Raw genomic sequence first — 21974 nt, forward strand, 5'->3', positions numbered from 1 at the left:
TTTGTCAGAACTGGTTGTCGTCGTCGTCGAAGTCGGCCTCTTCGTCGTAGCTGCCGAGGGCAGCCAGCGGGTCGAAGCCGGGAGCGCTGTCCTTCAGGGCCAGGCCCATCTCGTGGAGGCGGAGCTTGACCTCCTCGATGGACTTGCTGCCGAAGTTGCGGATGTCGAGGAGGTCCTGCTCGGAGCGGGAGACCAGCTCGGACACCGTGTGGATGCCCTCGCGCTTGAGGCAGTTGTAGCTGCGCATGGTGAGCTTCAGCTCCTCGACCGGCAGGGCGAGGTCGGCGGCGTACTGCTCATCGACCGGCGACGGGCCGATCTCGATGCCCTCGGCCTCGACGTTGAGCTCACGGGCCAGGCCGAACAGCTCGACGAGCGTCTTGCCGGCGGACGCCACGGCGTCGCGCGGGCTGATCGCCGGCTTGGTCTCGACGTCCACGATGAGGCGGTCGAAGTCGGTGCGCTGCTCGACACGGGTGGCCTCCACCTTGTAGGTGACCTTCAGCACGGGGCTGTAGATCGAGTCGACCGGGATGCGGCCGATCTCGGAGTCGGCGCTCTTGTTCTGGGCGGCGGACACGTAGCCACGTCCGCGCTCGACCACGAGCTCCATGTCGATCTTGCCGGACGCGTTGAGCGTCGCGATGTGCAACTCCGGGTTGTGGATCTCAACCCCGGACGGCGGGGCGATGTCGGCGGCGGTGACAGCGCCCGCGCCGGCCTTGCGCAGGTACATGACGACGGGCTCGTCCTCCTCGGAGGAGAGCACGAGCTGCTTCACGTTGAGGATGATCTCGGTCACGTCCTCGACGACGCCCGGTAGCGTGGTGAACTCGTGCTGGTTGCCCTCGATCTTGATGCTGGTGACCGCCGCGCCCGGGATGGACGACAGCAGCGTGCGGCGGATCGAGTTGCCCAGGGTGTAGCCGAAGCCCGGCTCGAGGGGCTCGATGACGAAGCGCGACCGGGTGTCGTTGACGACGTCCTCGGTCAGCGTCGGACGCTGTGCGATGAGCATGTTGTTCCTTCCCACCGCCCACTATTTGACGGTGTCAAGAGGGCGCGGCACCGTGCCGCACCCGATGGATGGGGAGACCACGCAAGGCGTCCGTGGGGTGGGATCACCTCACGGACGCCTCGACGGGATCACTTCGAGTAGAGCTCGACGATCAGCTGCTCGGCGACGTCGACCACGATCTGCTCGCGCGTGGGCAGCTGGTGGACCAGGATGCGCATGCGGTTCGGGCGGACCGTGAGCCACGCGGGGACGACGCGCTCGTGGTGCGTCTCGCGGGCGATGACGAACACGTCGAGGTTCAGCGACTTCGGCCTGACGTCGATGATGTCGTACGGGGTCACCCGGAAGCTCGGGACGTTGACCTTCTTGCCGTTCACCAGGAAGTGGCCGTGGACGACCAGCTGGCGGGCCTGACGACGCGTGGACGCGAAGCCGGCACGGTAGATCACGTTGTCCAGACGGGACTCGAGGATCTGCAGCAGGATCTCACCGGTCTTGCCGGACTTGCGCTGCGCCTCCTCGTAGTAACGACGGAACTGCTTCTCGAGGACGCCGTACGCGAAACGGGCCTTCTGCTTCTCGCGGAGCTGGAGCAGGTACTCCGACTCCTTGATGCGGCCGCGGCCGTGCATGCCCGGCGGGTAGGAGCGGCGCTCGAACGCCTTGTCGCCACCGACGAGGTCGGTACCGAGTCGACGCGACTTGCGGGTGATGGGTCCGGTGTAACGGGCCATGGTTCTTCAGTCTCTCTCTCTTCGGCTCGGGCTCAGACGCGACGGCGCTTGGGCGGACGGCAGCCGTTGTGCGGCACGGGGGTCACGTCGGAGATCGGGCCGATCTCCAGACCCAGCGCGCCCAGCGAGCGGATCGCGGTCTCACGGCCGGAGCCGGGGCCCTTGACGAAGACGTCCACGCGCTTCATGCCATGGTCCATGGCGCGGCGACCCGCGGCCTCGGCGGCCATCTGCGCGGCGAACGGAGTCGACTTGCGGGAGCCCTTGAAGCCGACGGTGCCGGCGGACGCCCACGCGATCACAGCACCGGTCGGGTCCGTGATCGAGATGATGGTGTTGTTGAACGTGCTCTTGATGTGGGCCTGCCCGGAGACGATGTTCTTCTTCTCCTTGCGGCGAACCTTGGACTTGTTCGCGGCGGCGGCCTGAGCCTTGGTGCGGCCTGCTTGTGCCATGTGTTCAGATTCTCCTGGTCTTCCTCAGGCCCGCGTCAGCGGACCTTCTTCTTGCCGGCGACAGCCTTCTTCTTGCCCTTGCGCGTACGAGCGTTGGTCTTCGTACGCTGGCCATGGACCGGGAGGCCCATGCGGTGGCGGCGGCCCTGGTAGGAGCCGATCTCGATCTTGCGACGGATGTCCGCGGCGACGGTACGACGGAGGTCACCCTCGGTCTCGTAGTTCGCCTCGATGAAGTCACGCATCGCGACGAGCTGCTCGTCGGTCAGGTCCTTCACGCGGACGTCACCGCTGATGCCGGTGGCGGCCAGGATCTCCTTGGCGCGGGTGCGACCAATGCCAAAGATGTAGGTGAGGCCGATCTCCAGACGCTTCTCGCGCGGAAGATCGACACCGATGAGACGTGCCATCAGGCGTTCCTTTCATTGTTCGACCCGAAGGCCGCGAAGGTGTGTGGCGTGCGGCGTCCCGTGCGCCTGAGCGCGGGCCCCGGCCTTCGTACCGGGGGTGGTCTCGCCAGGGCTGGCGTGCGGACCCACGATGCGGTCCGCGCCCTGACGGGTTTGCCGTCACGTTCTTGAGTTGTGTTGGAGGGGCTCCAACAGTGATCGTGTCCCTCCGGCCGTCGCAGCGGGCTGGATCAGCCCTGGCGCTGCTTGTGGCGCGGGTTCTCGCAGATCACCATCACGCGACCGTGCCGGCGGATCACCTTGCACTTGTCGCAGATCTTCTTGACGCTCGGCTGAACCTTCATCGAGCTACTTTCTTGACTCGCGCCGGGCGCAGGGGTGTCCCCGGACCCGACTGGATGGAAACTTCGAGAACGACGGTCACTTGTGGCGGTAGACGATGCGCCCGCGCGTGAGGTCGTACGGTGACAACTCCACGACGACCCGGTCACTGGGGAGGATGCGGATGTAGTGCTGCCGCATCTTGCCACTGATGGTCGCCAGAACGCGGTGCCCATTGGTCAACTCAACGCGGAACATCGCGTTGGGCAGAGCTTCGACGACGGAGCCCTCCATCTCGAGGGCGCCTTCCTTCTTGGCCATGATCTCCTAAGGGAACGCTTCGCCACCTGAGGACACAGGTGACCGACGTCCCATGCTACTCCAGAGCCCCGTGCGCTCCAAATTGCGGGCGCAGGTTACAGCACGATGCCGTCAGGGCGTCACAGCACCAGGGCGAGGATGATCACGAGGAGCAACACGACGGCGACGACGCCTCCGGCGATCACCTTGCCCATCAGGGCCGCGCTGGGCTGGCGCGCCTCCGACAACTCGCCGGGACGCCCGGTGCCCTGCTCGATGATCGCCGGCACGTCGTGGGTCGCGACGCCGGGCACGGCCTCCACCACGGGGACCACCTCACCCAGGGTCGAGGCCCCGAACAGCGTGTCCAACAAGCCCGGGTAGTCGTCGGGCGACACGTCACCCCTCTCGTACGCCACGTTGAGTCGATCGACGAGGCGGTTGCGCTCGTCGTCGGTCAAGGGCTCGCCGGGCGTGGCCCGGTACTTCGAGGATCGCGGCAGCTCGGGCATGCGCCCAGCCTACCGTCCGGGTCCGGACGCAATTCGTTGAGACTGCCGCCGAGGCGTCCGACGTGCTGGGTATCGTGTGCAGGTCCCGCGCCCGTGCCTGGTGGACAGGCGGCGCCCAGGAGTTAGGAAGTCCCAACGTGAAGCGCAACCCCGTCATCGCCGTCGCGGGCACGGTCGTCGCCCTGTCCCTCGCCCTGGCCGGCTGTGCGACCGGCTCGGCCGCGTCCCCGTCGTCGTCTGGCGGCGCCGCCCCCGCCGAGACCTACAAGGTCGGCATCAGCCAGTACGTCACCCACCCGTCCCTCGACGCCGCTCGCGACGGCTTCAAGCAGGCGCTGGCCGACGCCGGCCTGAAGGTGACCTACGACGAGAAGAACGCGCAGGCGGACGCCGCGACGAACACCGCGATCGCCACCACCTTCGCGACGTCGGACGTCGACCTGGTCCTGGCCATCGCCACGCCGAGCGCGCAGGCGACCGCCCAGGCCATCGCGGACAAGCCGATCCTGTTCACCGCCGTCACCGACCCGGTCGCCGCCAAGCTGGTCACGTCCGCGGACGCCCCGGGCGCCAACGTGACCGGCACGTCCGACATGAACCCGGTCGCCGAGCAGATCGCGCTCGTCAAGAAGCTCAAGCCCGAGGCCAAGACCGTGGGCATCGTGTACAGCTCGGGCGAGGTGAACTCCGAGGTCCAGGTCGCCGCCGCGAAGAAGGCCGCTGCGGCCGAGGGCCTCACGGTCGTCGAGAAGACCATCACCGAGACCTCCGAGGTGCAGCAGGCGGTCACCTCGCTGGGTGCGGTCGACGCGATCTACGTGCCCACCGACAACAAGGTGGTCTCCGCCATCGAGTCGGTCGTCCAGTACGCCGAGACCCAGCAGATCCCCCTCGTGGTCGGCGAGGGTGACTCGGTGAAGAAGGGCGGCATCATCACCTACGGGCTGGACTACACCAAGCTCGGCCGCCAGACCGGCGAGATGGCCGTGAAGGTCCTGAAGGGCGAGGCGAAGCCGGAGACGATGCCCGTGGAGACGCTCAAGGACCTCTCCGTCTACGTGAACAAGGCAGCCGCCCAGCGCATGGGCATCACCATCCCCGAGGACCTCCTCAAGGGTGCGGAGATCGTGGGGTGACCCATGCTGTCCGCTCTTGACCTGGGCCTGATCTATGGCCTGATGGCGCTCGGGGTGTACATCACGTTCCGCGTGCTGGACTTCCCCGACCTCACCGTCGACGGCAGCTTCACGACCGGGGCCGCCGTCACGGCGTCGCTCATCATCGCCGGCCAGTCCCCCTGGCTCGCCACGGCGGCCGGAGCCGTGGCGGGCGCCATCGCCGGGACGGTCACGGGCCTGCTGCACACCAAGGGCAGGATCAATCCGCTGCTGGCGGGCATCCTCACCCAGATCGCGCTGTACTCCATCAACCTGCGCATCATGGGGCGCGCGAACCTGCCGCTGCTGCGCACGGACACGCTGTTGTCGGGCATGCGGGACGACCGCCTGCTGGGCACCTGGACGTCCATCGCCGTGTTCGCCCTCGTCGCCCTGGTGTTCGTCCTCGTGCTGGACTGGTTCCTCAACACCGACCTGGGCCTCGCCCTGCAGGCCACGGGTGACAACGAGCGGATGATCCGCGCCCAGGGAGTCTCGACGGACAACACCAAGATCCTCGGCCTCGCGCTCTCGAACGCGCTGGTGGGTCTGGCGGGCGGCATGATCGCCCAGTACCAGGGCTTCGCCGACATCGGCATGGGCATCGGCCTCATCGTCGCCGGCCTCGCCTCGGTCATCATCGGGCAGGCGATCATTCCGGGACGCCGGTTCATCTTCGCCACGCTCGCCGTGGTCGTCGGCTCCATCGTCTACCGCATCGTGATCCAACTGGCGCTGCAGGCGGGCGCCAATCCCAACGACATGAAGCTGGTGTCGGCGTTGCTCGTCATCGCGGCGCTGCTGCTGCCCCGACTCGACGTGTTCCGTCGCCTGCGAGCGCAGCGGCGCAGGCGTCTGCTCGCCCAGGCCCAGACAGGAGAGGCCCGTGCTTGAGGTCCGCGGCCTGCGCAAGGTCTTCTTCGCCGACACCCCCAACGAGAAGGTCGCCCTCGACGGGGTGGACCTGACCCTCGCCGAGGGGGACTTCGTCACCGTCATCGGCTCCAACGGCGCCGGCAAGTCGACGCTGCTGAACGTCGTGGCCGGCGAGTTCCGTCCCGATGCCGGGAGCGTCCACATCGACGGGGTGGACGTGACCAGGTTGCCCGTCCACAAGGTGGCCCGGTGGGTCGGGCGCGTCTTCCAGGACCCGATGGCCGGCACCACGCCGCACGGCACCATCGAGCAGAACCTGGCCATGGCGTTCGCCCGCGGCAAGAGGCGCGGTCTCCGGACGGCCGTCACCCACGCCAAGCGGGAGATCTTCCGCGAGGAACTCGCCCGCCTCGAGCTGGGCCTGGAGCACCGGCTGCGCACGGACGTGGGCCTGCTGTCGGGGGGCCAGCGCCAGGCGCTGTCCTTGCTGATGGCAACCTTCAGCGGCCCGAAGCTGCTACTCTTGGACGAGCACACCGCCGCCCTCGACCCCGCCCGCGCGGCCCTGGTCACCCGCCTGACGGACGACTCCGTCAAGCGTCACGGCTTGACCACGCTGATGGTGACGCACAACATGCACCAGGCCCTGGCCATGGGCAACCGGCTGATCATGATGCACGAGGGGCGCATCATCTACGAGCTGTCCGGTGAGGACAAGGTCAAGGCGACGTCGGAGGACCTGCTGCACCAGTTCGAGAAGCTCAAGGCCGTTTCGGACCGCACTCTGCTGGCCTGACCCGCCCGCCGGATCAGAACAGCCCGACGATCCGTCCGTCCTCGGCCAGGTCCATGCGTTCGGCGGCCGGGTGCGACCCCAGTCCGGGCATGGTCTGCATCTGGCCCGACAGCACGTACACGTACCCGGCGCCAGCCGCCAGGCGCACCTCGCGGATCGGCAACATCCACCCCTTGGGCGCGCCGCGGTCGGTGGGGGTGGCCGTCGTCGACAGGTGCGTCTTGGCGACCAGGACGGGCAGTCCGCCGAAGCCGAGGTCGGTGAGCCGCTTCAGCTCGGACGCCGCGGCGGGCGCGTAGTCCACCCCCGCCGCGCCGTACACGCGGGTGGCGAGCGCGTGGAGCTTGTCGGTCAGCGACGCGTCCAGGTCGTAGGTGTAGCGCAGGCGCGTGCCCGCCTCGCACGCCTCCAGGACAGCCCGGGCCAGCGCAGTGGCCCCCGCTCCCCCGTCCGCGACGTGGGTCGACACCGCGCACCTCACGCCGCGCTGCTGGGCGAACCGCTGGACGACGGCGTGCTCGGACGGGTGGTCGTCCGGGAAGGCGTTGATCGCCACGACGGCCGGCACACCGGTGCCCGCGACGATGTCGAGGTGGTGGGCCAGGTTGGACAGTCCCGCTGCCACGTCGTCCGGGCTCTCCTGGAGCAGGTCCGGCGGCAGGGGCTTGCCGGCGACGACCGTGAATCGCCCCGAGTGCACCTTCAGGGCTCGGATGGTCACGACCACCACGGCGGCGTCCGGGACGAACCCCGACGTCCGGCACTTCACGTTGACGAACCGCTCGTAGCCCAGGTCGGCGCCGAAGCCCGCCTCCGTCACCACGATGTCGGCCCGCGACAGGCCCACCTGGTCGGCGAGGATCGAGGAGTTGCCCGTCGCGATGTTGCCGAAGGGACCACCGTGGATCAGGGCCGGCTGCCCCTCCAGGGTCTGCAGCAGGTTGGGTCGGACGGCGTCCTTCAGCAGGACGGCCATCGCCCCGGCGGCCTTGAGGTCCTCCGCCGTCACCGGGGTGCCCTCACTCGTGTAACCCACGACGATGCGGCCCAACCGCTCGCGGAGGTCGCGCACCGACGTCGACAGGGCGAGGATCGTCATGACCTCGGACGCCGCCGTGATGTCGAACCGGGCCTGCCGCGGGACACCGTCGAGCCGTCCGCCGAGGCCGACGACGATGTTGCGCAGGGCACGGTCGTTCATGTCGAGGACGCGGCCCCACGTGATGGAGTGTTGCGCGATGCCCAGGGCGTTGCCGTGCTGGAGGTGGTTGTCCACCATCGCGGACAGCAGGTTGTGGGCCGCCGTCACCGCGTGGAAGTCACCCGTGAGGTGCAGGTTCATCGTCTCCATGGGGACGATCTGCGAGCGGCCCGCACCCGCGGCCCCGCCCTTGATGCCGAACACCGGACCCAACGACGGCTGCCGCAGGACCGCAGTGGCGCGCTTGCCGAAGGTCCCCAGGCCCTGCACGAGGCCCACCACGGTGGTGGTCTTGCCCTCCCCCAGCGGGGTCGGCGTGATGGCCGTCACCACGACGTACTTGCCGGACGCCTGCCGGGCGCCCACGGCGTCCAGTTCCACTTTGGCGACGTGGCGCCCGTAGGGCTCCAGCTCGTCGGGCCTCAGCCCCAGGACGGCACCGATGTCGGCCATGGGCCGCAACACTGCGGCTTGGGCGATCTCAAGGTCAGATGGCACGTGCCCCATTCAACACCGAAGACGGACGCGGTGCGTGCGAGCCGCCTCGGAGTGAAGAGTTGCGCCCTGCCCGTCGGGGCCGGTGGCGGCGGGGCGTCAGTCCGCCAGCGGACCGAACGGGAGCCCGCGTGCGGTGAGTTCGGCCTCGCCGCCGTCCTCAGCGGTCAGCACCCAGAGGCCGTGCTCCGTGACGGTGATCGTGTGCTCCCAGTGGGCGGCCCTCGAGCCGTCCTTCGTGACGACCGTCCACTCGTCGTCGAGGGTCAGGCCGATGGACGACCCCAGGGTCACCATCGGCTCGACGGCGAGGACGAGGCCGCGCTCGATCCGAGGACCGCGCCCGGGGCGTCCGGTGTTGGGCACGTCGGGCGCCTGGTGCATCTCGGATCCGATGCCGTGCCCGGTGTAGTCCCTCAGGATGCCGTAGCGCTCGCGACGCCCACGGATGCTCTTCTCGATCGCGTGCGAGATGTCCGTGACGCGCCCACCGAGGTGGGCCGCACCGATACCCGCCCACAGCGACTCCCGCGTGACGTCGGAGAGGCGTTGGTCCTCGGCGGACAACTCCCCCACCCCGAACGTGATGGCGGCATCGCCGTGCCAGCCCTCGACGATCGCCCCGAAGTCGTACGACACGAGGTCGCCCTCCACGAGCACCCGGTCGCCGGGGATGCCGTGCACGACCTCCTCGTTGACCGAGATGCAGGCCACACCGGGGTAGGGCGGGTACCCCCACGCGGCGCCGTAGTTCAGGAATGACGAGCCGGCACCGTGGCGGGCCAGGATGTCACGGCCCAGCGCGTCCAGTTCGCCGGTGGTGATGCCCGGTGCGGCCGCCTCACGGACGGCGCGGTGCACCTCCGCGACGACGAGGCCCGCGCGGCGCATGACCCGCAGCTGGTCGGGGTTCTTGAGCTCGATGCCCCCACTCACGAGGCGCGTCCGAGCTTGGCGTCCAGGGCGTCCGTGATGCGGCGGCGCACCTCCTCGACGTCACCCATGGCGTCCACCTCGACGAGGAGGCCGCGCTCGCGGTACACGTCGAGCAGCGGCGCCGTCTCGGCGTGGTACACCTCGATGCGCTGGCTGATCGACTCGGCGTTGTCGTCCGCGCGCCCCTCGATCTCGGCGCGCTTCAGGAGCCGTTCGACGAGCTGCGTGGGCTCGGCCATCAGGGCCACGACGGCGTCCAGCTTGCGGCGGCTGCGCACGAGCTCGCCGTCCAGCGCGGACACCTGCTCCAGCGTGCGGGGATAGCCGTCCAGCAGGAAGCCGCCGCGCTTGCGGACGTCGGGGCTCGCCAGGCGCTGGAACACCATCTGGTTCGTCACCTCGTCGGGCACGAGGTTGCCCGCGGCGATGAGCGCCTCGATCTGCTTGCCCAGCGCGGTGCCGAGCTGGATGTTGTCGCGGAAGAGCTGGCCCGTGGAGATCGTGACGATCCCGTAGTGGTCAGCGATCGATCCCGCCTGCGTGCCCTTTCCCGCCCCGGGCGGGCCCATGATGAGCAATCTCACCTCAGGAATCCTTCGTAGTTGCGTTGCTGGAGTTGGCTCTGGATCTGCTTCACGGTGTCGAGGCCGACGCCGACGACGATCAGCATCGACGTTCCGCCGAACGGCATCTGCTGCGACGTCCCGAGGAACAGGAACGCCAACGACGGCATGAGCGCGATCAGGCCGAGGTAGAGCGAGCCGGGGGCGGTGAGACGGCTCAGCACGTGGGCCAGGTACTTCTCGGTCGGCTTGCCCGCCCGGATGCCCGGGATGAAGCCGCCGTACTTCTTCATGTTGTCCGCGACCTCTTCGGGATTGAAGGTGATGGCCACGTAGAAGTAGGCGAACGCGATGATCAGGACGAACATCAGGGCCGAGTACCACAGGCCCGTGCCGTTGAAGTTGGCGGCGATCCAGGAGGAGGCCGGGTTGTCCGGCGCGAACTGGGCGAACATCAGGGGCAGGTACAGCAGCGAGCTGGCGAAGATCACGGGGATGACGCCCGCCTGATTGACCTTGATCGGAATGTAGGTCGTGGACCCCCCGACCAAGCGGCGTCCCACCATGCGCTTGGCGTACTGGACCGGGATGCGGCGCTGCGCCTGCTCGACGAACACGACGCCCAGCATCACGAGGAACCCGACGAGCAGGACGGCGAGGAACGTCAGCCACCCATTCGCGTTCGGCAGCGTCAGGCCGTTCCACTGGATGGTGCCACGGGAGAGCGCGATGCCCCACAGCTGGGCCGGGAAGGCCGCCGCGATCTGGGTGAAGATCATCACGGACATGCCGTTGCCCACGCCGCGCTCGGTGATGAGCTCGCCCAGCCACATCACGATGCCCGTGCCGGCGGTCATGGTCAGGATCATGACGATGATCGGGAAGATGGTCAGGTCGTAGACCAGCGGGAGCGTGCAGCCCTGGAAGAGCTGGCCGCTGATGGCCATGGTCACGAACGCCGAGGACTGCATCACGGCGAGGACGATCGTCAGGTAGCGCGTGTACTGCGTGATCTTCTGCTGGCCGGCGCCGCCCTCCTTCTTGAGGGCCTCCAGCCGCGGGATCACCACCGTCAGCAGCTGCAGGATGATGGACGCCGTGATGTAGGGCATGATGCCGAGCGCGAAGATCGCCAGTTGCAGGAGCGCACCGCCCGAGAACAGGTTGATCATCGAGTAGAGGCCCGCCGCCGAGCCGGTCGTCGCCTGGAGGGTGCATTCCTGCACGTTCTGCATGTTGACGTTCGGCGTGGGCACGACCGAACCGAAGCGGAACACGGCCAACACCCCGAGGGTGAACAGGATCTTCCGACGCAGGTCAGGAGTCCTGAGCGCGTGGGCGAAGGCGGAGAGCATCCGGGTCCAATCATGGGAGACAGCACAAGGTGGTCAGGACCGAAGGCCCCAACCGGTCAGACTCTAGCAAGCGCGGGGCCGATGCCGCGCATCCGCCCGAACCGCCTCGGCCGTGGGCGTTCAGGCGAGGGGCTGGACCAACTCCGGCCCGTCGTTGCGGACGCTGTTGACCAGGGGCGCGACCGTGAAGGTGTCGATCTCGGGCCCCTCCGCGGCGTGCAGGAGGGGCAGCGCCTGCTGGGGATCGGTCAGGCGGGGGTCCAGCCACGCGGCCCAGTCCTCGGGCCGGACGACCATCGGCATCCGGTCGTGGATGTGGCCCAGCGCGTCCGTCGCCCGCGTGGTGATGATCGTGCAGGTGGTGAGCCACGCCGCGTGCCCGGTCAGCGCCGGGTCCTTCCAGAATTCGTAGAGGCCCGCCATCACGAACAGGTTCCCGCTCGCGGGCCGGACGAACCAGGGCTGCTTGGCCGGCTTGCCGCCCGGCCCGGTGGTGGGCGTCCACTCGTAGAAGCCGTCGGCCGGGATCAGGCACCGCCGGGCCGCGAAGGCCTTCGCGAAGGCTGGCTTGGACGCCACCGTCTCGGCCCGGGCGTTGATCATCCGGGCACCGCCCCGGGGATCCTTCGACCACGACGGGACGAGGCCCCACCTCGGGGTCACGAGCTTGCGGACGACCCGTCCCGACTCCTTGTCGAGGCGCTCCAGCACCGCCGGGACGGGATCCGTGGGCGCGGCGTTCCACGTGGGCTCGGGCTCGTCCTCGACGAGTTCGACCTGGAACGTCTCGATGAGGTCCTCGGTGCTGGCCGAGGCCGCGAACCGACCACACATGTCGTCACCCTACGTCGGGACCCGGCGCGGTGCCCCCAGCTCTTCAGGAGATGCGCGCGAACCGCTCCACGTTGCGCTTGGTGCCGGAGACGATCAACTCGTCGCCCTCGAGCACCCGCGTCTCGGGTACTGCGTAGATGAAGTCCTCCCCCGGCCGCTTCAGCCCGACCACGGTGACGTCGTAGCGCGTCCGGATGGCCGATTCGGCCAGTGTCCGGTTCCACGCGAGGGACGGCGCGTGGGTCCTGGCCATGGCGAAGCCGTCCTCGAACTCGAAGTAGTCGATCATGTGCCCGGCGACGGTGTGGGCGACCCGCTCCCCCGCGGACCGCTCCGGGAAGACGATGTGGTCGGCGCCGATGCGCCGGAGGATCTCGCCGTGCTTGCGCGAGGACGCCTTGGCCCACACCTCGGGGACGCCCTGCTCCTTCAGGGTCAACACCGTGATGATCGACGACTCCAGGTGCGCCATGCCGACGATGGCGATGGCGATGTTGTCGAGGCCGAGTTGGCGCAGCGCGTCCGAGTCGGTGGAGTCGAGGCGGACGACGTGCTGGAGGGTGTCCGCGTAGCGGTTGACCAGGTCGAGGTCGGCGTCCACGGCCAGGACGTCCATGCCCAACTGCTGCAGGCGGGCGGCGCACGCGGTGCCGAAACGGCCGAGGCCCAGCACCAGCACGGTGCCCTCGGCGGCGGGGCGTGCGCCCAGCAACTTATCCAACAAGGGGATCCTCCCGGGGGAATTCGTAGTGGCGGTGCCGGGTCGACATCGCGAGCGCGGCGGCGACGGACACCGGTCCGACGCGACCCAGGTACATGAGCCCCATGAGGACCGCCCAGGCGGCCGGGGGCAGGGTGGGGGTGAGGTTCATCGACAGACCGACGGTGCCGAACGCCGAGATGACCTCGAACGTCGTCTCCCGCAACGGCGCCGACCCGAGCGCCGACACGCCGAGGATGCCGAGGAACACCGCGGCGATCCCGAGCACGGTGACGGCGAGCGCCTGACGGGTGACCGCCGAGCTGACCTTGCGGTTGCCGAACACGGTCTTCTCATGCCCACGCACCTCCGTGGACACCGCGAGCAGCAGCACCGCGATGGTGGTGATCTTCAGGCCACCCGCCGTGCCGGCCGACCCCCCGCCGATCAGCATGAGCCCGAAGTTGATCGCGAGGGTCTCGTCCGATGCGAGCGCATAGTCGATCGAGTTGAAGCCCGCGGTGCGGGGGAAGACGGCCCCGCCCAGAGCTCCGAGCACCTTGCCGTCCATACCCTGGCCGCCGAGGGTGGCGGGGTTGTTCCACTCGTACGCGACGAACGTGAGGAAGCCGACCGCGAGGAGGATCAGGGTCCCCCACAGCGTGAGTCGCAGGTGCACCGACCAGAACGTCCGCCCCTGCTGGAGGAGCCGCCGGCCGAGTTCCAGGTAGATCGGGAAGCCGAGGCCGCCCGCCACGACCGCCAGGCAGATCGGCACGATGATGAACGGGTCGGCGTTGAAGCGGACGAGGTTGTCCGGGTACAGCGCGAACCCGGCGTTGTTGAAGGCCGAGATGGCGTGGAAGACGCCGTGGTAGGCGGCCGTCCCCCAGTCCGGCTGGTAGGCGCGCAAGCGGAGCGTCAGCAGGAGGGCGAAGACGACCTCGAACGCCAGCGCCAGCGTGACGATTCGGACGAGCATCCGCCGCAGCCCGTGGCGGGAGCGGGCGCGGGTCTCGACCAGCACCGCGTCCAGCTGGGCCAGGGAGGGGCGCCTGCGGGGTACGGAGAAGACGATCAGGCTGGCCAGCGTCATGATCCCGAGACCGCCGACCTGGATGAGGCCGAGGATGGTGAGCTCCCCGAAGGTGCTCCAGTGGCTCGCGGTGTCGACGACGGTCAGCCCCGTGATGCACAGGGCCGACATCGCGGTGAACCCGGCCTCCCAGAAGCTCGTGGGCCGTCCCGCCTCGGATGCGGCCGGCGACATGAGCAGCACCGTCCCGATGGACCAGCCGACGAGGTACGCACCGGGTGCGACACGGCCGGGGTGGGCCAACCAGCGGAGGATGCCGAGCACGGGCAGTCACGCTATACCCCGCGACCACGATCCTCCAGCGGGTTGCCGAGCCGGCGTCCCCAGCCACCCTGCCGGGACACGACGAAGGGCGCCCCCGGAGGGACGCCCTTCGTGGACTCGTTCAGATCACAGCTCGTTGGCGGTGCCGCCGGCAGCCTCGATCTTGCTCTTGGCCGACGCGGTGTAGGCGTGGGCGTCGATGTCGAACTTCACCGTGGACTCACCGGTGCCGAGGATCTTGACGAGCTTGCCCTTGCGGACGGCGCCCTTCTCGACCAGGTCGGCGACGGTGACCTTCCCGCCCTCGGGGAAGAGCTCGACCAGCTTCGCGATGTTCACGACCTGGTACTCCACCCGGAACGGGTTCTGGAAGCCACGGAGCTTCGGCAGCCGCATGTGCAGAGGCATCTGCCCGCCCTCGAACGCCGCGGGGACGTTCTTGCGCGCGCCGGTGCCCTTGGTGCCACGGCCGGCGGTCTTGCCGCCCTTGCCGGCCTCACCGCGACCCACGCGGTGCTTGTCGGTCTTGGCCCCGGGGGCCGGGCGCAGGTGGTGTGCCTTGAGCGCCATGTCAGTCAACCTCCTCGACGGAGACGAGGTGGATCACGGTGTTGACCATGCCGCGGTAGTGCGGGAGGTCCTCCCGCTCCACCACATCGCCGATCTTCCGCAGGCCGAGAGTCTTCAGGGTCTCGGCCTGGTTCTTCTTCGCGCTGTTCGCGCTCTTCACCTGGGTGACGCGGAGCGTGGCCATCAGGCTGCACCCTCCTTCCGAGCCCGCAGCAGCGCTGCCGGCGCGACGTCCTCGACGCGGAGACCGCGACGGCGGGCGACCTGCTCCGGCTCCTCGAGCTGCTGCAGGGCCTCCACCGTGGCGTGCACCACGTTGATGGCGTTGGCGCTGCCCAGCGACTTGGCGAGGACGTCGGTGATACCGGCGCACTCGAGCACGGCGCGGGCGGAACCACCGGCGATCACGCCGGTACCGGGCGAAGCCGGGCGCAGCATGACCACGCCAGCCGCCTTCTCACCCTGGACGGGGTGGGGGATGGTGCCCTGGATGCGGGGGACGCGGAAGAAGTTCTTCTTCGCCTCCTCGACACCCTTGGCGATCGCCGCGGGCACCTCCTTGGCCTTGCCGTACCCGACACCCACGGTGCCGTCACCGTCACCCACCACGACCAGCGCGGTGAAGCTGAACCGACGGCCACCCTGGACGACCTTGGCGACGCGGTTGATCGCGACGACCTTCTCCAGGTACTGGCTCTTCTCCTCACGGGCGGCGTTGTCCCGGCCGCCTCGACGATCGTCGCGGCCGCGACGCTCGCCACCGCCCTGGCCACCACGGCCACGGGCAGACGCGTTTTCGTTCGCCATTGTTTTCCTTTCCGCTTCGATCAGAATCCGAGGCCGGCCTCGCGCGCAGCATCAGCCAGCGCGGCGATCCGTCCGTGGTACTGGTTGCCGGCGCGGTCGAACACGACGGACTCGACGCCCGCCTTCTTCGCCCGCTCGGCCACGAGCGCACCGACCTGCTTGGCCTTCGCGCTCTTGTCGCCGTCCGCACCGCGCACGTCGGCCTCCATGGTGGAGGCGGACGCCAGCGTGTGGCCGGCCGTGTCGTCGATCACCTGCGCCAGGATGTGGCGCGCAGACCGGGTGACCACCAGGCGAGGACGCTCGGTGGTGCCGAAGATCTTCTTGCGGCCACGTGCCTGACGACGGAGGCGCGACTTGGTACGCGCCGCCATGCCCTTGTTGTTCACCGGGGTAGCCATCGTCACTTACCAGCCTTTCCGACCTTGCGGCGCACGCGTTCACCCGAGTAGCGAACGCCCTTGCCCTTGTAGGGCTCCGGCTTGCGGAGCTTGCGGATGTTGGCCGCGACCTCACCGACGACCTGCTTGTCGATGCCCTGCACCGAGAAGGCGGTCGGCTTCTCGACGGCGAACGTCACGCCCTCGGGGGCGTCGATGATCACCGGGTGGCTGAAGCCCAGCTGGAACTCCAGCTGCTGCGGGCCCTTGGAGATCACGCGGTAACCGACGCCGACGATCTCGAGCTTCTTCTCATAGCCCTCGGTGACACCGATGACCATGTTGTTGACCAGCGTGCGGGTCAGGCCGTGCAGCGAGCGCGACTCGCGCTCGTCGTCCGGACGGCTGACCTCGATCTGGCCCTCGTCGTTGCGCGCGATCTGGATCGGCTCGCGGACGGTCAGGGAGAGGGTGCCCTTCGGCCCCTTGACCTGGACATCCTGGCCGTCGAGGGTGACCTCGACGCCTGCCGGGATCGCGATGGGGAGCTTTCCAATACGAGACATGTTCAGCTACCTCCCCGTCACCAGACGTAGGCGAGCACTTCGCCGCCAACGCTCTTGAGGGACGCTTCCTTGTCGGTCAGCAGGCCCTGCGAAGTGGAGATGATGGCGATGCCGAGGCCACCGAGGACCTTGGGCAGCGCGTTGCTCTTCGCGTAGACCCGGAGACCGGGCTTGCTGATGCGGCGCAGGCCGGCGATGGAACGCTCGCGACCGTTGCCGTACTTCAGCGTGATCTTCAGGGTCTTGCCGACCTCGCCCTCGGCGGGCTCGACGACCTCGTAGGACGTGATGTAACCCTGCTGCTTCAGGATCTCGGCGATGCCGACCTTGATCTTGCTGTGGGGCATCGACGTCGAATCGTGGTACGCCTGATTGGCGTTGCGCAGACGCGTGAGCATGTCTGCGATCGGATCCGTCATTGTCATGGCTTGATGAGCCTCTTTCTCGCCGCGGTTTCCGCCGGGGTCTCTCCCCCGCCGGACCTACGACGTTTAGTGAATCGTGGGTTGGGAGTCGCTCACCAGGAGGACTTGATGACGCCGGGCAGCTCGCCCTTGTGCGCCAGCTCGCGGAGGCAGATGCGGCACAGCCCGAACTTGCGGTACACGGACTTGGGACGCCCGCAGCGGTTGCAACGGGTGTACGCGCGCACCTCGAACTTGGGCTTGCGGCTCTGCTTGACCTTCAGACCTGTCTTAGCCATCAGTGGGTCACCTTCTGCTCATCTGCTTCTTGATCTGGCTCTTCGAGCCGGTGAAGGCGCGACGGCGGGCCACGGCCTTCTTGGGGTCGTTCTCCGGAGCCTTGAACGGGAAGCCGAGCGCCTTGAGCAGCGCGCGCCCCTCCTCGTCGGTGGTGGCGGAGGTGACGAACGTGATGTCCATGCCGCGCACGCGATCGATCTTGTCCTGGTCGATCTCGTGGAACATGACCTGCTCGTTCAGGCCGAAGGTGTAGTTGCCCTGGCCGTCGAACTGGCGGGCCGACAGGCCGCGGAAGTCGCGGATGCGGGGCAGGGCCAGCGTCAGCAGGCGGTCGGCGAACTCCCACATGCGATCACCGCGGAGGGTGACGTGGCAGCCGATCGGCATGCCCTCACGCAGCTTGAACTGCGCGATCGACTTGCGGGCCTTGGTGACCTGCGGCTTCTGGCCGGTGATCGCAGTGAGGTCGCGGACGGCCCCGTCGATCACCTTGGAGTCACGCGCGGCCTCGCCCACACCCATGTTGACCACGATCTTGACCAGACCGGGGATCTGCATGACGTTGTCGTAGGAGAACTCGGAGTTCAGGGCGTCCCTGATCTCCTCGCGGTACTTCTTCTTCAGGCGGGGCAGTTCCTTGACAGCGGTCTCAGCCATCTCAGATCTCCTCTCCGGTGGCGCGGGCGATCCGGACGGAGCGCTCGGTGGTGTACTCGGTGCCGTCGGGACGACGCTTGGTCACCTCGACGCGCTTGTAGCCGATGCGCGTGAGCTTGGCCTTCTTGCCCGACCCGATCACCAGCTGGACGTTGCTGGCGTGGATCGGGGCCTCGGTCTCGATGATGCCGCCGGCGTTCTTGCCGCCCTGGGGGTTGGCCGGGGTGTGCTTCTTGACGAGGTTGACACCCTCGACGACGACGCGGTTCTCCTTCGGGAACACGGCGATGATCTCGCCGATCGCGCCCTTGTCGTCACCGGAGATCACCTTGACGGTGTCGCCTTTCTTCACGTGGAGCGAGTTCGCCATGTCAGATCACCTCCGGGGCCAGCGAGATGATGCGCATGTACTTCTTGTCACGCAGCTCACGGCCGACCGGGCCGAAGATGCGGGTCCCACGGGGCTCGCCGTCGTTCTTCAGGATGACGGCGGCGTTCTCGTCGAACTTGATGTAGGAGCCGTCCGGGCGACGGGTCTCCTTGGTGGTGCGGACGATGACGGCCTTGACCACATCACCCTTCTTGACGTTGCCACCGGGGATGGCGTCCTTGACCGTGGCGACGATCTTGTCGCCCAGGCCGGCGTAGCGACGCTTCGAGCCACCGAGGACACGGATGCAAAGGATTTCCTTCGCCCCCGTGTTGTCGGCGACCTTCAGTCGCGATTCCTGCTGAATCATTTCTTCTCCTCTGTTCGCCGGTTCCCACGAGGGGCCTTGCGGAACGATGTCGGATGCCACGCGCACGTGGCCCGCCGACGGTCTTCGCTGGTCGGGTTTCCAAGCCGGTGTCAGCTCGTCGTCGGCTCCGAACGGGCTCTGGAGAGGGGACCCTGAGGGCCCCCTCTCCATCAGTCGATGAGGCGTGCCGAAGCAAACCTCACCCATGCTACGGGATTACTTCGCCTTCTCCACAATTTCGAGGAGGCGCCACCGCTTGGTTGCCGAGAGCGGGCGGGTCTCCATCACCTTGACACGGTCGCCGATGCCCGCCGAGTTCTCCTCGTCGTGCGCCTTCAGCTTCAGCGTCTTGGTCATGACCTTGCCGTACAGGGCGTGCTTGACGCGCTGCTCGATGGCGACGGTGATGGTCTTGTCCATCTTGTCGCTGACGACGATGCCCTCACGCACCTTGCGTGCGTTGCGCTCAACAGTCTCACTCATGAATCAGGTGCCTTACTTCTCGAGGTCCGGGTCGGGGACGATGCCCAGGTTGCGCTCCTGGAGCACGGTGTAGACGCGGGCGATGTCCTTGCGGACCTCACGAAGGCGTCCGTGCGACTCGAGCTGGCCGGTCGCACCCTGGAAGCGGAGCGTGAACAGCTCCTCCTTCAGCTCCAGGACCTTCTTGTTCAGCTCCTCGCGGCTGAGGCCGCGCAGGTCTGCGGCGACAAGTGCCTTCGCCATCAGAGCTCACCTGCTTCCCGCTTGATGAAGCGTGCCTTGAACGGCAGCTTGTGGATGGCCAGACGCATGGCCTCGCGGGCCACGTCCTCCGGCACGCCGGCCAGCTCGAAGAGCACACGGCCCGGCTTGATGTTCGCGATCCACCACTCCGGCGAACCCTTGCCGGAACCCATGCGGGACTCGGCGGGGTGCTTGGTCATGGGGCGGTCGGGGTAGACGTTGATCCACACCTTGCCACCACGCTTGATGTGGCGGGTCATGGCGATACGAGCGGACTCGATCTGACGGTTGGTCAGGTACGAGGACTCCAGCGCCTGGATGCCGTACTCGCCGAAGGCGAGCTTGGTGCCACCCTTGGCCATGCCGTCACGCTTGGGGTGGTGCTGCTTGCGGTGCTTGACGCGACGCGGAATCAGCATGGTCACGCTCCTTCGGTGTTCGACGCCTCGGCCGGGGCCTCGGCGGCGGCTTCGGCGCGGCGGCGTCCGCCACGCTCCGGACGATCGCCCCGGGGGCCACGGTCATCGCGACGCGGGCCACGGCCCGGACGACGCTGACCGCCACCGGCGGCGGCGCGGGCGGCCTTCTGGGCGGCGCGCTCGGCGCGCGTCCCGGAGACATCACCCTTGTAGATCCAGACCTTCACGCCGATGCGGCCGAAGGTCGTGCGGGCCTCGTAGAAGCCGTAGTCGATGTCGGCGCGCAGCGTGTGCAGCGGCACGCGACCCTCGCGGTAGAACTCCGAGCGGCTCATCTCGGCGCCGCCGAGACGGCCGGAGCACTGGATCCGGATGCCCTGCGCGCCGGACCGCATCGCGGTCTGCTGCGCCTTGCGCATCGCGCGGCGGAAGGCCACGCGGGCGCCGAGCTGCTCGGCGATGCCCTGGGCGACGAGCTGCGCATCGGTCTCGGGGTTCTTGACCTCGATGATGTTCAGCTGCACCTGCTTGCCGGTCAGCTTCTCCAGCTGGGCACGCACGCGCTCCGCCTCGGCACCGTTGCGGCCGATGACGATGCCCGGACGGGCGGCCTGCAGGAAGATCGTGACGCGCTCGGAGCGACGCTCGATCTCGATACTGCTGACACCGGCCCGCTCGAGGTTCTTCGTCAGCCACTCACGGATCTTGACGTCCTCGGCGACCAGCTCGGCGTAGTTCTTGTCGGCGTACCAACGGGTCTTGTGGTCGGTCGTGATGCCCAGGCGGAAGCCATAGGGGTTGATCTTCTGTCCCATGCTCAGGCTCCCTTCGTGCCCTTGGGCTCGACGACGACGGTGATGTGCGACCCGCGCTTGTTGATCCGGCTGGCGGAGCCCTTGGCCCGCGGTCGGATGCGGCGGAGCGTCACGCCCTCGTCCACGAAGGCCTGGGAGATGAACAGGTCGTCCAGTCGCAGGCTCTCGGTGTTCTCGGCGTTGGCGGCGGCGGAGGCCACCACCTTGTAGACGGGCTCGGACGCGGCCTGCGGTGCGAACCGCAGGACGGCCAGGGCCTCGTTGACGTCCATGCCGCGGACGACGTCCACGACACGACGGACCTTGGTCGGGGACATCCGGACGTGACGCGCGATGGCGTACGAGCCCGGACGGTCCCCGAGCAGCGCAGCGCGGCGGCTGGGCCGGCTCTCGTTGTTGCTCATGTGTTGGTTTCCTCTTCTCAGACTCAGCGCCGGCGCGACTTCTTGTCGTCCTTGACGTGGCCGCGGTAGGTGCGCGTCGGGGCGAACTCGCCCAGCTTGTGACCCACCATGGCCTCGGAGACGAAGACCGGGATGTGCTTGCGACCGTCGTGCACCGCGATGGTGTGCCCGATCATGTCGGGGCTGATCATGGAGCGGCGTGACCAGGTCTTGATGACGTTCTTGGTGCCCTTCTCGTTCTGCACATCGACCTTCTTGGCCAGGTGCTCGTCGATGAAGGGACCCTTCTTCAGGCTGCGTGGCATTTCTTCCTACTCCCCGATCAGCGCTTCTTGCCGGACTTGCGGCGACGGATGATGAGCTTGGAGCTCGCCTTGTTCTTGTCGCGGGTGCGACCCTCGGGCTTGCCCCAGGGGCTGACCGGGTGACGGCCACCGGACGTACGGCCCTCGCCACCACCGTGCGGGTGGTCGATCGGGTTCATGACGACACCGCGGACGGTCGGGCGGATGCCCTTCCAGCGGTTGCGACCGGCCTTGCCCCAGTTGATGTTCGACTGCTCGGCGTTGCCGACCTCACCGACCGTCGCGCGGCAGCGCACGTCGACCATGCGCATTTCACCGGACGGCAGGCGCAGGGTGGCGAAGCGACCCTCACGGGCGACCAGCTGGACGCCCGCGCCGGCCGAACGGCCCATCTTCGCGCCGCCACCGGGGCGGAGCTCCACCGCGTGCACCGTGGTGCCCACGGGGATGTTGCGCAGCGGCAGGTTGTTGCCGGGCTTGATGTCGGCGCCCTCACCGGCCTCGACCATGGCGCCCTGCTTCAGGCCGTCGGGGGCGATGATGTAGCGCTTCGCGCCGTCGACGTAGTGCAGCAGCGCGATGCGGGCGGTGCGGTTCGGGTCGTACTCGATGTGAGCGACCTTGGCCGGAACCCCGTCCTTGTCGTACCGCTTGAAGTCGATGATGCGGTACGCCTGCTTGTGGCCACCACCGATGTGGCGGGTGGTGATGCGACCCTGGTTGTTGCGGCCACCGGTCTTCTTGATGGGGACCAGGAGCGACTTCTCAGGGGTCGAGCGGGTGATCTCGGCGAAGTCCGAGACCGACGAGCCGCGACGACCCGGGGTCGTGGGCTTGTACTTGCGAATGGCCATTGTT

The 21974-nt window shown here is 68.1% G+C and carries 34 protein-coding genes; 3 read left to right on the plus strand and 31 right to left on the minus strand.

What is annotated here, in order from left to right; all coding sequences use genetic code 11:
• Positions 1-4: 4 nt before the first annotated feature.
• From AC5YDV_RS12855 to AC5YDV_RS12885, 7 genes are all read right to left on the minus strand, one after another.
• Positions 5-1018 carry a DNA-directed RNA polymerase subunit alpha gene (locus AC5YDV_RS12855; RefSeq protein ID WP_496183642.1) on the minus strand — a complete coding sequence of 338 codons (1014 nt, stop codon included), beginning with the start codon at positions 1016-1018 and terminating at the stop codon, positions 5-7.
• A 128-nt stretch (positions 1019-1146) separates the two neighbouring features.
• On the minus strand, positions 1147-1752 hold the full coding sequence (rpsD, locus tag AC5YDV_RS12860) for a 30S ribosomal protein S4 (RefSeq protein ID WP_496183643.1): 606 nt from the start codon (positions 1750-1752) through the stop codon (positions 1147-1149).
• Positions 1753-1784: 32 nt separating this feature from the next.
• Positions 1785-2207 (minus strand): 30S ribosomal protein S11, encoded by a 423-nt coding sequence (rpsK, locus tag AC5YDV_RS12865; protein WP_496183644.1) that lies wholly within the window; start codon positions 2205-2207, stop codon positions 1785-1787.
• 35 nt (positions 2208-2242) lie between these two features.
• Positions 2243-2617: a 30S ribosomal protein S13 gene (gene rpsM, locus AC5YDV_RS12870; RefSeq protein ID WP_496183645.1), complete on the minus strand. Its 375-nt coding sequence runs from the start codon at positions 2615-2617 to the stop codon at positions 2243-2245.
• Positions 2618-2847: 230 nt separating this feature from the next.
• Positions 2848-2961: a 50S ribosomal protein L36 gene (gene rpmJ, locus AC5YDV_RS12875; protein ID WP_020575560.1), complete on the minus strand. Its 114-nt coding sequence runs from the start codon at positions 2959-2961 to the stop codon at positions 2848-2850.
• A 76-nt stretch (positions 2962-3037) separates the two neighbouring features.
• A complete protein-coding gene (gene infA, locus AC5YDV_RS12880) occupies positions 3038-3259 on the minus strand; it encodes a translation initiation factor IF-1 (protein ID WP_131167419.1) in 222 nt (73 codons plus the stop codon).
• 119 nt (positions 3260-3378) lie between these two features.
• Positions 3379-3750, minus strand: a complete 372-nt coding sequence (locus AC5YDV_RS12885; protein ID WP_496183646.1) for a hypothetical protein — start codon at positions 3748-3750, stop codon at positions 3379-3381.
• 137 nt (positions 3751-3887) lie between these two features.
• Here AC5YDV_RS12885 and AC5YDV_RS12890 point away from each other — a divergent pair, with 137 nt between their 5' ends.
• The 3 genes from AC5YDV_RS12890 to AC5YDV_RS12900 are packed head-to-tail and all read left to right on the plus strand — an operon-like array spanning position 3888 to position 6579.
• A complete protein-coding gene (locus AC5YDV_RS12890) occupies positions 3888-4886 on the plus strand; it encodes an ABC transporter substrate-binding protein (protein ID WP_496183647.1) in 999 nt (332 codons plus the stop codon).
• Positions 4887-4889: 3 nt separating this feature from the next.
• A complete protein-coding gene (locus AC5YDV_RS12895) occupies positions 4890-5801 on the plus strand; it encodes an ABC transporter permease (RefSeq protein WP_496183648.1) in 912 nt (303 codons plus the stop codon).
• On the plus strand, positions 5794-6579 hold the full coding sequence (locus tag AC5YDV_RS12900) for an ABC transporter ATP-binding protein (protein WP_496183649.1): 786 nt from the start codon (positions 5794-5796) through the stop codon (positions 6577-6579). Before AC5YDV_RS12895 ends, AC5YDV_RS12900 begins: the two co-directional genes overlap by 8 nt.
• Before the next feature lie 13 nt (positions 6580-6592).
• Here AC5YDV_RS12900 and AC5YDV_RS12905 read toward each other — a convergent pair whose 3' ends face one another.
• The 24 genes from AC5YDV_RS12905 to rplB all read right to left on the minus strand — a co-directional run bounded on the left by AC5YDV_RS12905 (position 6593) and on the right by rplB (position 21970).
• On the minus strand, positions 6593-8278 hold the full coding sequence (locus AC5YDV_RS12905) for a formate--tetrahydrofolate ligase (RefSeq protein WP_496183650.1): 1686 nt from the start codon (positions 8276-8278) through the stop codon (positions 6593-6595).
• A 96-nt stretch (positions 8279-8374) separates the two neighbouring features.
• Entirely contained in the window at positions 8375-9211 is an 837-nt protein-coding gene (gene map, locus AC5YDV_RS12910) for a type I methionyl aminopeptidase (protein WP_496183651.1), read from the minus strand.
• Entirely contained in the window at positions 9208-9795 is a 588-nt protein-coding gene (locus AC5YDV_RS12915) for an adenylate kinase (RefSeq protein ID WP_496183652.1), read from the minus strand. The genes map and AC5YDV_RS12915 overlap by 4 nt, the downstream gene beginning before the upstream one ends.
• The gene (gene secY / locus AC5YDV_RS12920) at positions 9792-11129 is read right to left on the minus strand and encodes a preprotein translocase subunit SecY (protein WP_496183653.1); all 1338 of its coding nucleotides are present in this window, start codon (positions 11127-11129) and stop codon (positions 9792-9794) included. The genes AC5YDV_RS12915 and secY overlap by 4 nt, the downstream gene beginning before the upstream one ends.
• A 120-nt stretch (positions 11130-11249) precedes the next feature.
• Entirely contained in the window at positions 11250-11963 is a 714-nt protein-coding gene (locus AC5YDV_RS12925) for an SOS response-associated peptidase (protein ID WP_496183654.1), read from the minus strand.
• 43 nt (positions 11964-12006) lie between these two features.
• Positions 12007-12684 carry a potassium channel family protein gene (locus AC5YDV_RS12930; RefSeq protein WP_496183655.1) on the minus strand — a complete coding sequence of 226 codons (678 nt, stop codon included), beginning with the start codon at positions 12682-12684 and terminating at the stop codon, positions 12007-12009.
• On the minus strand, positions 12677-14023 hold the full coding sequence (locus AC5YDV_RS12935; RefSeq protein WP_496183656.1) for a TrkH family potassium uptake protein: 1347 nt from the start codon (positions 14021-14023) through the stop codon (positions 12677-12679). Before AC5YDV_RS12935 ends, AC5YDV_RS12930 begins: the two co-directional genes overlap by 8 nt.
• Before the next feature lie 126 nt (positions 14024-14149).
• Positions 14150-14593 (minus strand): 50S ribosomal protein L15, encoded by a 444-nt coding sequence (gene rplO, locus AC5YDV_RS12940; protein WP_496183657.1) that lies wholly within the window; start codon positions 14591-14593, stop codon positions 14150-14152.
• A 1-nt stretch (position 14594) separates the two neighbouring features.
• Positions 14595-14777: a 50S ribosomal protein L30 gene (gene rpmD, locus AC5YDV_RS12945; RefSeq protein WP_496183658.1), complete on the minus strand. Its 183-nt coding sequence runs from the start codon at positions 14775-14777 to the stop codon at positions 14595-14597.
• Positions 14777-15400 carry a 30S ribosomal protein S5 gene (gene rpsE / locus AC5YDV_RS12950; RefSeq protein WP_496183659.1) on the minus strand — a complete coding sequence of 208 codons (624 nt, stop codon included), beginning with the start codon at positions 15398-15400 and terminating at the stop codon, positions 14777-14779. Before rpsE ends, rpmD begins: the two co-directional genes overlap by 1 nt.
• A gap of 20 nt (positions 15401-15420) precedes the next feature.
• Positions 15421-15801, minus strand: coding sequence for a 50S ribosomal protein L18 (gene rplR, locus AC5YDV_RS12955; RefSeq protein ID WP_496183698.1), 381 nt, complete (start codon positions 15799-15801; stop codon positions 15421-15423).
• A gap of 2 nt (positions 15802-15803) precedes the next feature.
• Positions 15804-16346: a 50S ribosomal protein L6 gene (gene rplF, locus AC5YDV_RS12960; RefSeq protein ID WP_496183660.1), complete on the minus strand. Its 543-nt coding sequence runs from the start codon at positions 16344-16346 to the stop codon at positions 15804-15806.
• A 17-nt stretch (positions 16347-16363) separates the two neighbouring features.
• Entirely contained in the window at positions 16364-16771 is a 408-nt protein-coding gene (gene rpsH, locus AC5YDV_RS12965; RefSeq protein ID WP_496183661.1) for a 30S ribosomal protein S8, read from the minus strand.
• Between the two features lie 92 nt (positions 16772-16863).
• Positions 16864-17049, minus strand: a complete 186-nt coding sequence (locus AC5YDV_RS12970) for a type Z 30S ribosomal protein S14 (protein WP_496183662.1) — start codon at positions 17047-17049, stop codon at positions 16864-16866.
• 7 nt (positions 17050-17056) lie between these two features.
• Positions 17057-17707 (minus strand): 50S ribosomal protein L5, encoded by a 651-nt coding sequence (rplE, locus tag AC5YDV_RS12975; protein ID WP_496183663.1) that lies wholly within the window; start codon positions 17705-17707, stop codon positions 17057-17059.
• Between the two features lies 1 nt (position 17708).
• A complete protein-coding gene (gene rplX, locus AC5YDV_RS12980) occupies positions 17709-18077 on the minus strand; it encodes a 50S ribosomal protein L24 (RefSeq protein ID WP_496183664.1) in 369 nt (122 codons plus the stop codon).
• A 1-nt stretch (position 18078) separates the two neighbouring features.
• Complete coding sequence (rplN, locus tag AC5YDV_RS12985) at positions 18079-18447, minus strand: 50S ribosomal protein L14 (protein ID WP_496183665.1); 369 nt, start codon at positions 18445-18447, stop codon at positions 18079-18081.
• Between the two features lie 216 nt (positions 18448-18663).
• Positions 18664-18930, minus strand: a complete 267-nt coding sequence (gene rpsQ, locus AC5YDV_RS12990) for a 30S ribosomal protein S17 (RefSeq protein WP_496183666.1) — start codon at positions 18928-18930, stop codon at positions 18664-18666.
• A gap of 12 nt (positions 18931-18942) precedes the next feature.
• Positions 18943-19173 (minus strand): 50S ribosomal protein L29, encoded by a 231-nt coding sequence (rpmC, locus tag AC5YDV_RS12995; protein WP_496183667.1) that lies wholly within the window; start codon positions 19171-19173, stop codon positions 18943-18945.
• Positions 19173-19592, minus strand: a complete 420-nt coding sequence (rplP, locus tag AC5YDV_RS13000; RefSeq protein WP_496183668.1) for a 50S ribosomal protein L16 — start codon at positions 19590-19592, stop codon at positions 19173-19175. The genes rpmC and rplP overlap by 1 nt, the downstream gene beginning before the upstream one ends.
• Positions 19593-19594: 2 nt before the next feature.
• Positions 19595-20407 (minus strand): 30S ribosomal protein S3, encoded by an 813-nt coding sequence (gene rpsC, locus AC5YDV_RS13005; protein WP_496183669.1) that lies wholly within the window; start codon positions 20405-20407, stop codon positions 19595-19597.
• Between the two features lie 2 nt (positions 20408-20409).
• Positions 20410-20811, minus strand: coding sequence for a 50S ribosomal protein L22 (gene rplV / locus AC5YDV_RS13010; RefSeq protein WP_496183670.1), 402 nt, complete (start codon positions 20809-20811; stop codon positions 20410-20412).
• A gap of 23 nt (positions 20812-20834) precedes the next feature.
• On the minus strand, positions 20835-21116 hold the full coding sequence (gene rpsS / locus AC5YDV_RS13015) for a 30S ribosomal protein S19 (protein ID WP_496183671.1): 282 nt from the start codon (positions 21114-21116) through the stop codon (positions 20835-20837).
• 17 nt (positions 21117-21133) lie between these two features.
• Positions 21134-21970 (minus strand): 50S ribosomal protein L2, encoded by an 837-nt coding sequence (gene rplB / locus AC5YDV_RS13020; protein WP_496183672.1) that lies wholly within the window; start codon positions 21968-21970, stop codon positions 21134-21136.
• Positions 21971-21974: the final 4 nt, after the last annotated feature.

Source organism: Propioniciclava sp. LT432, from assembly GCF_059515965.1.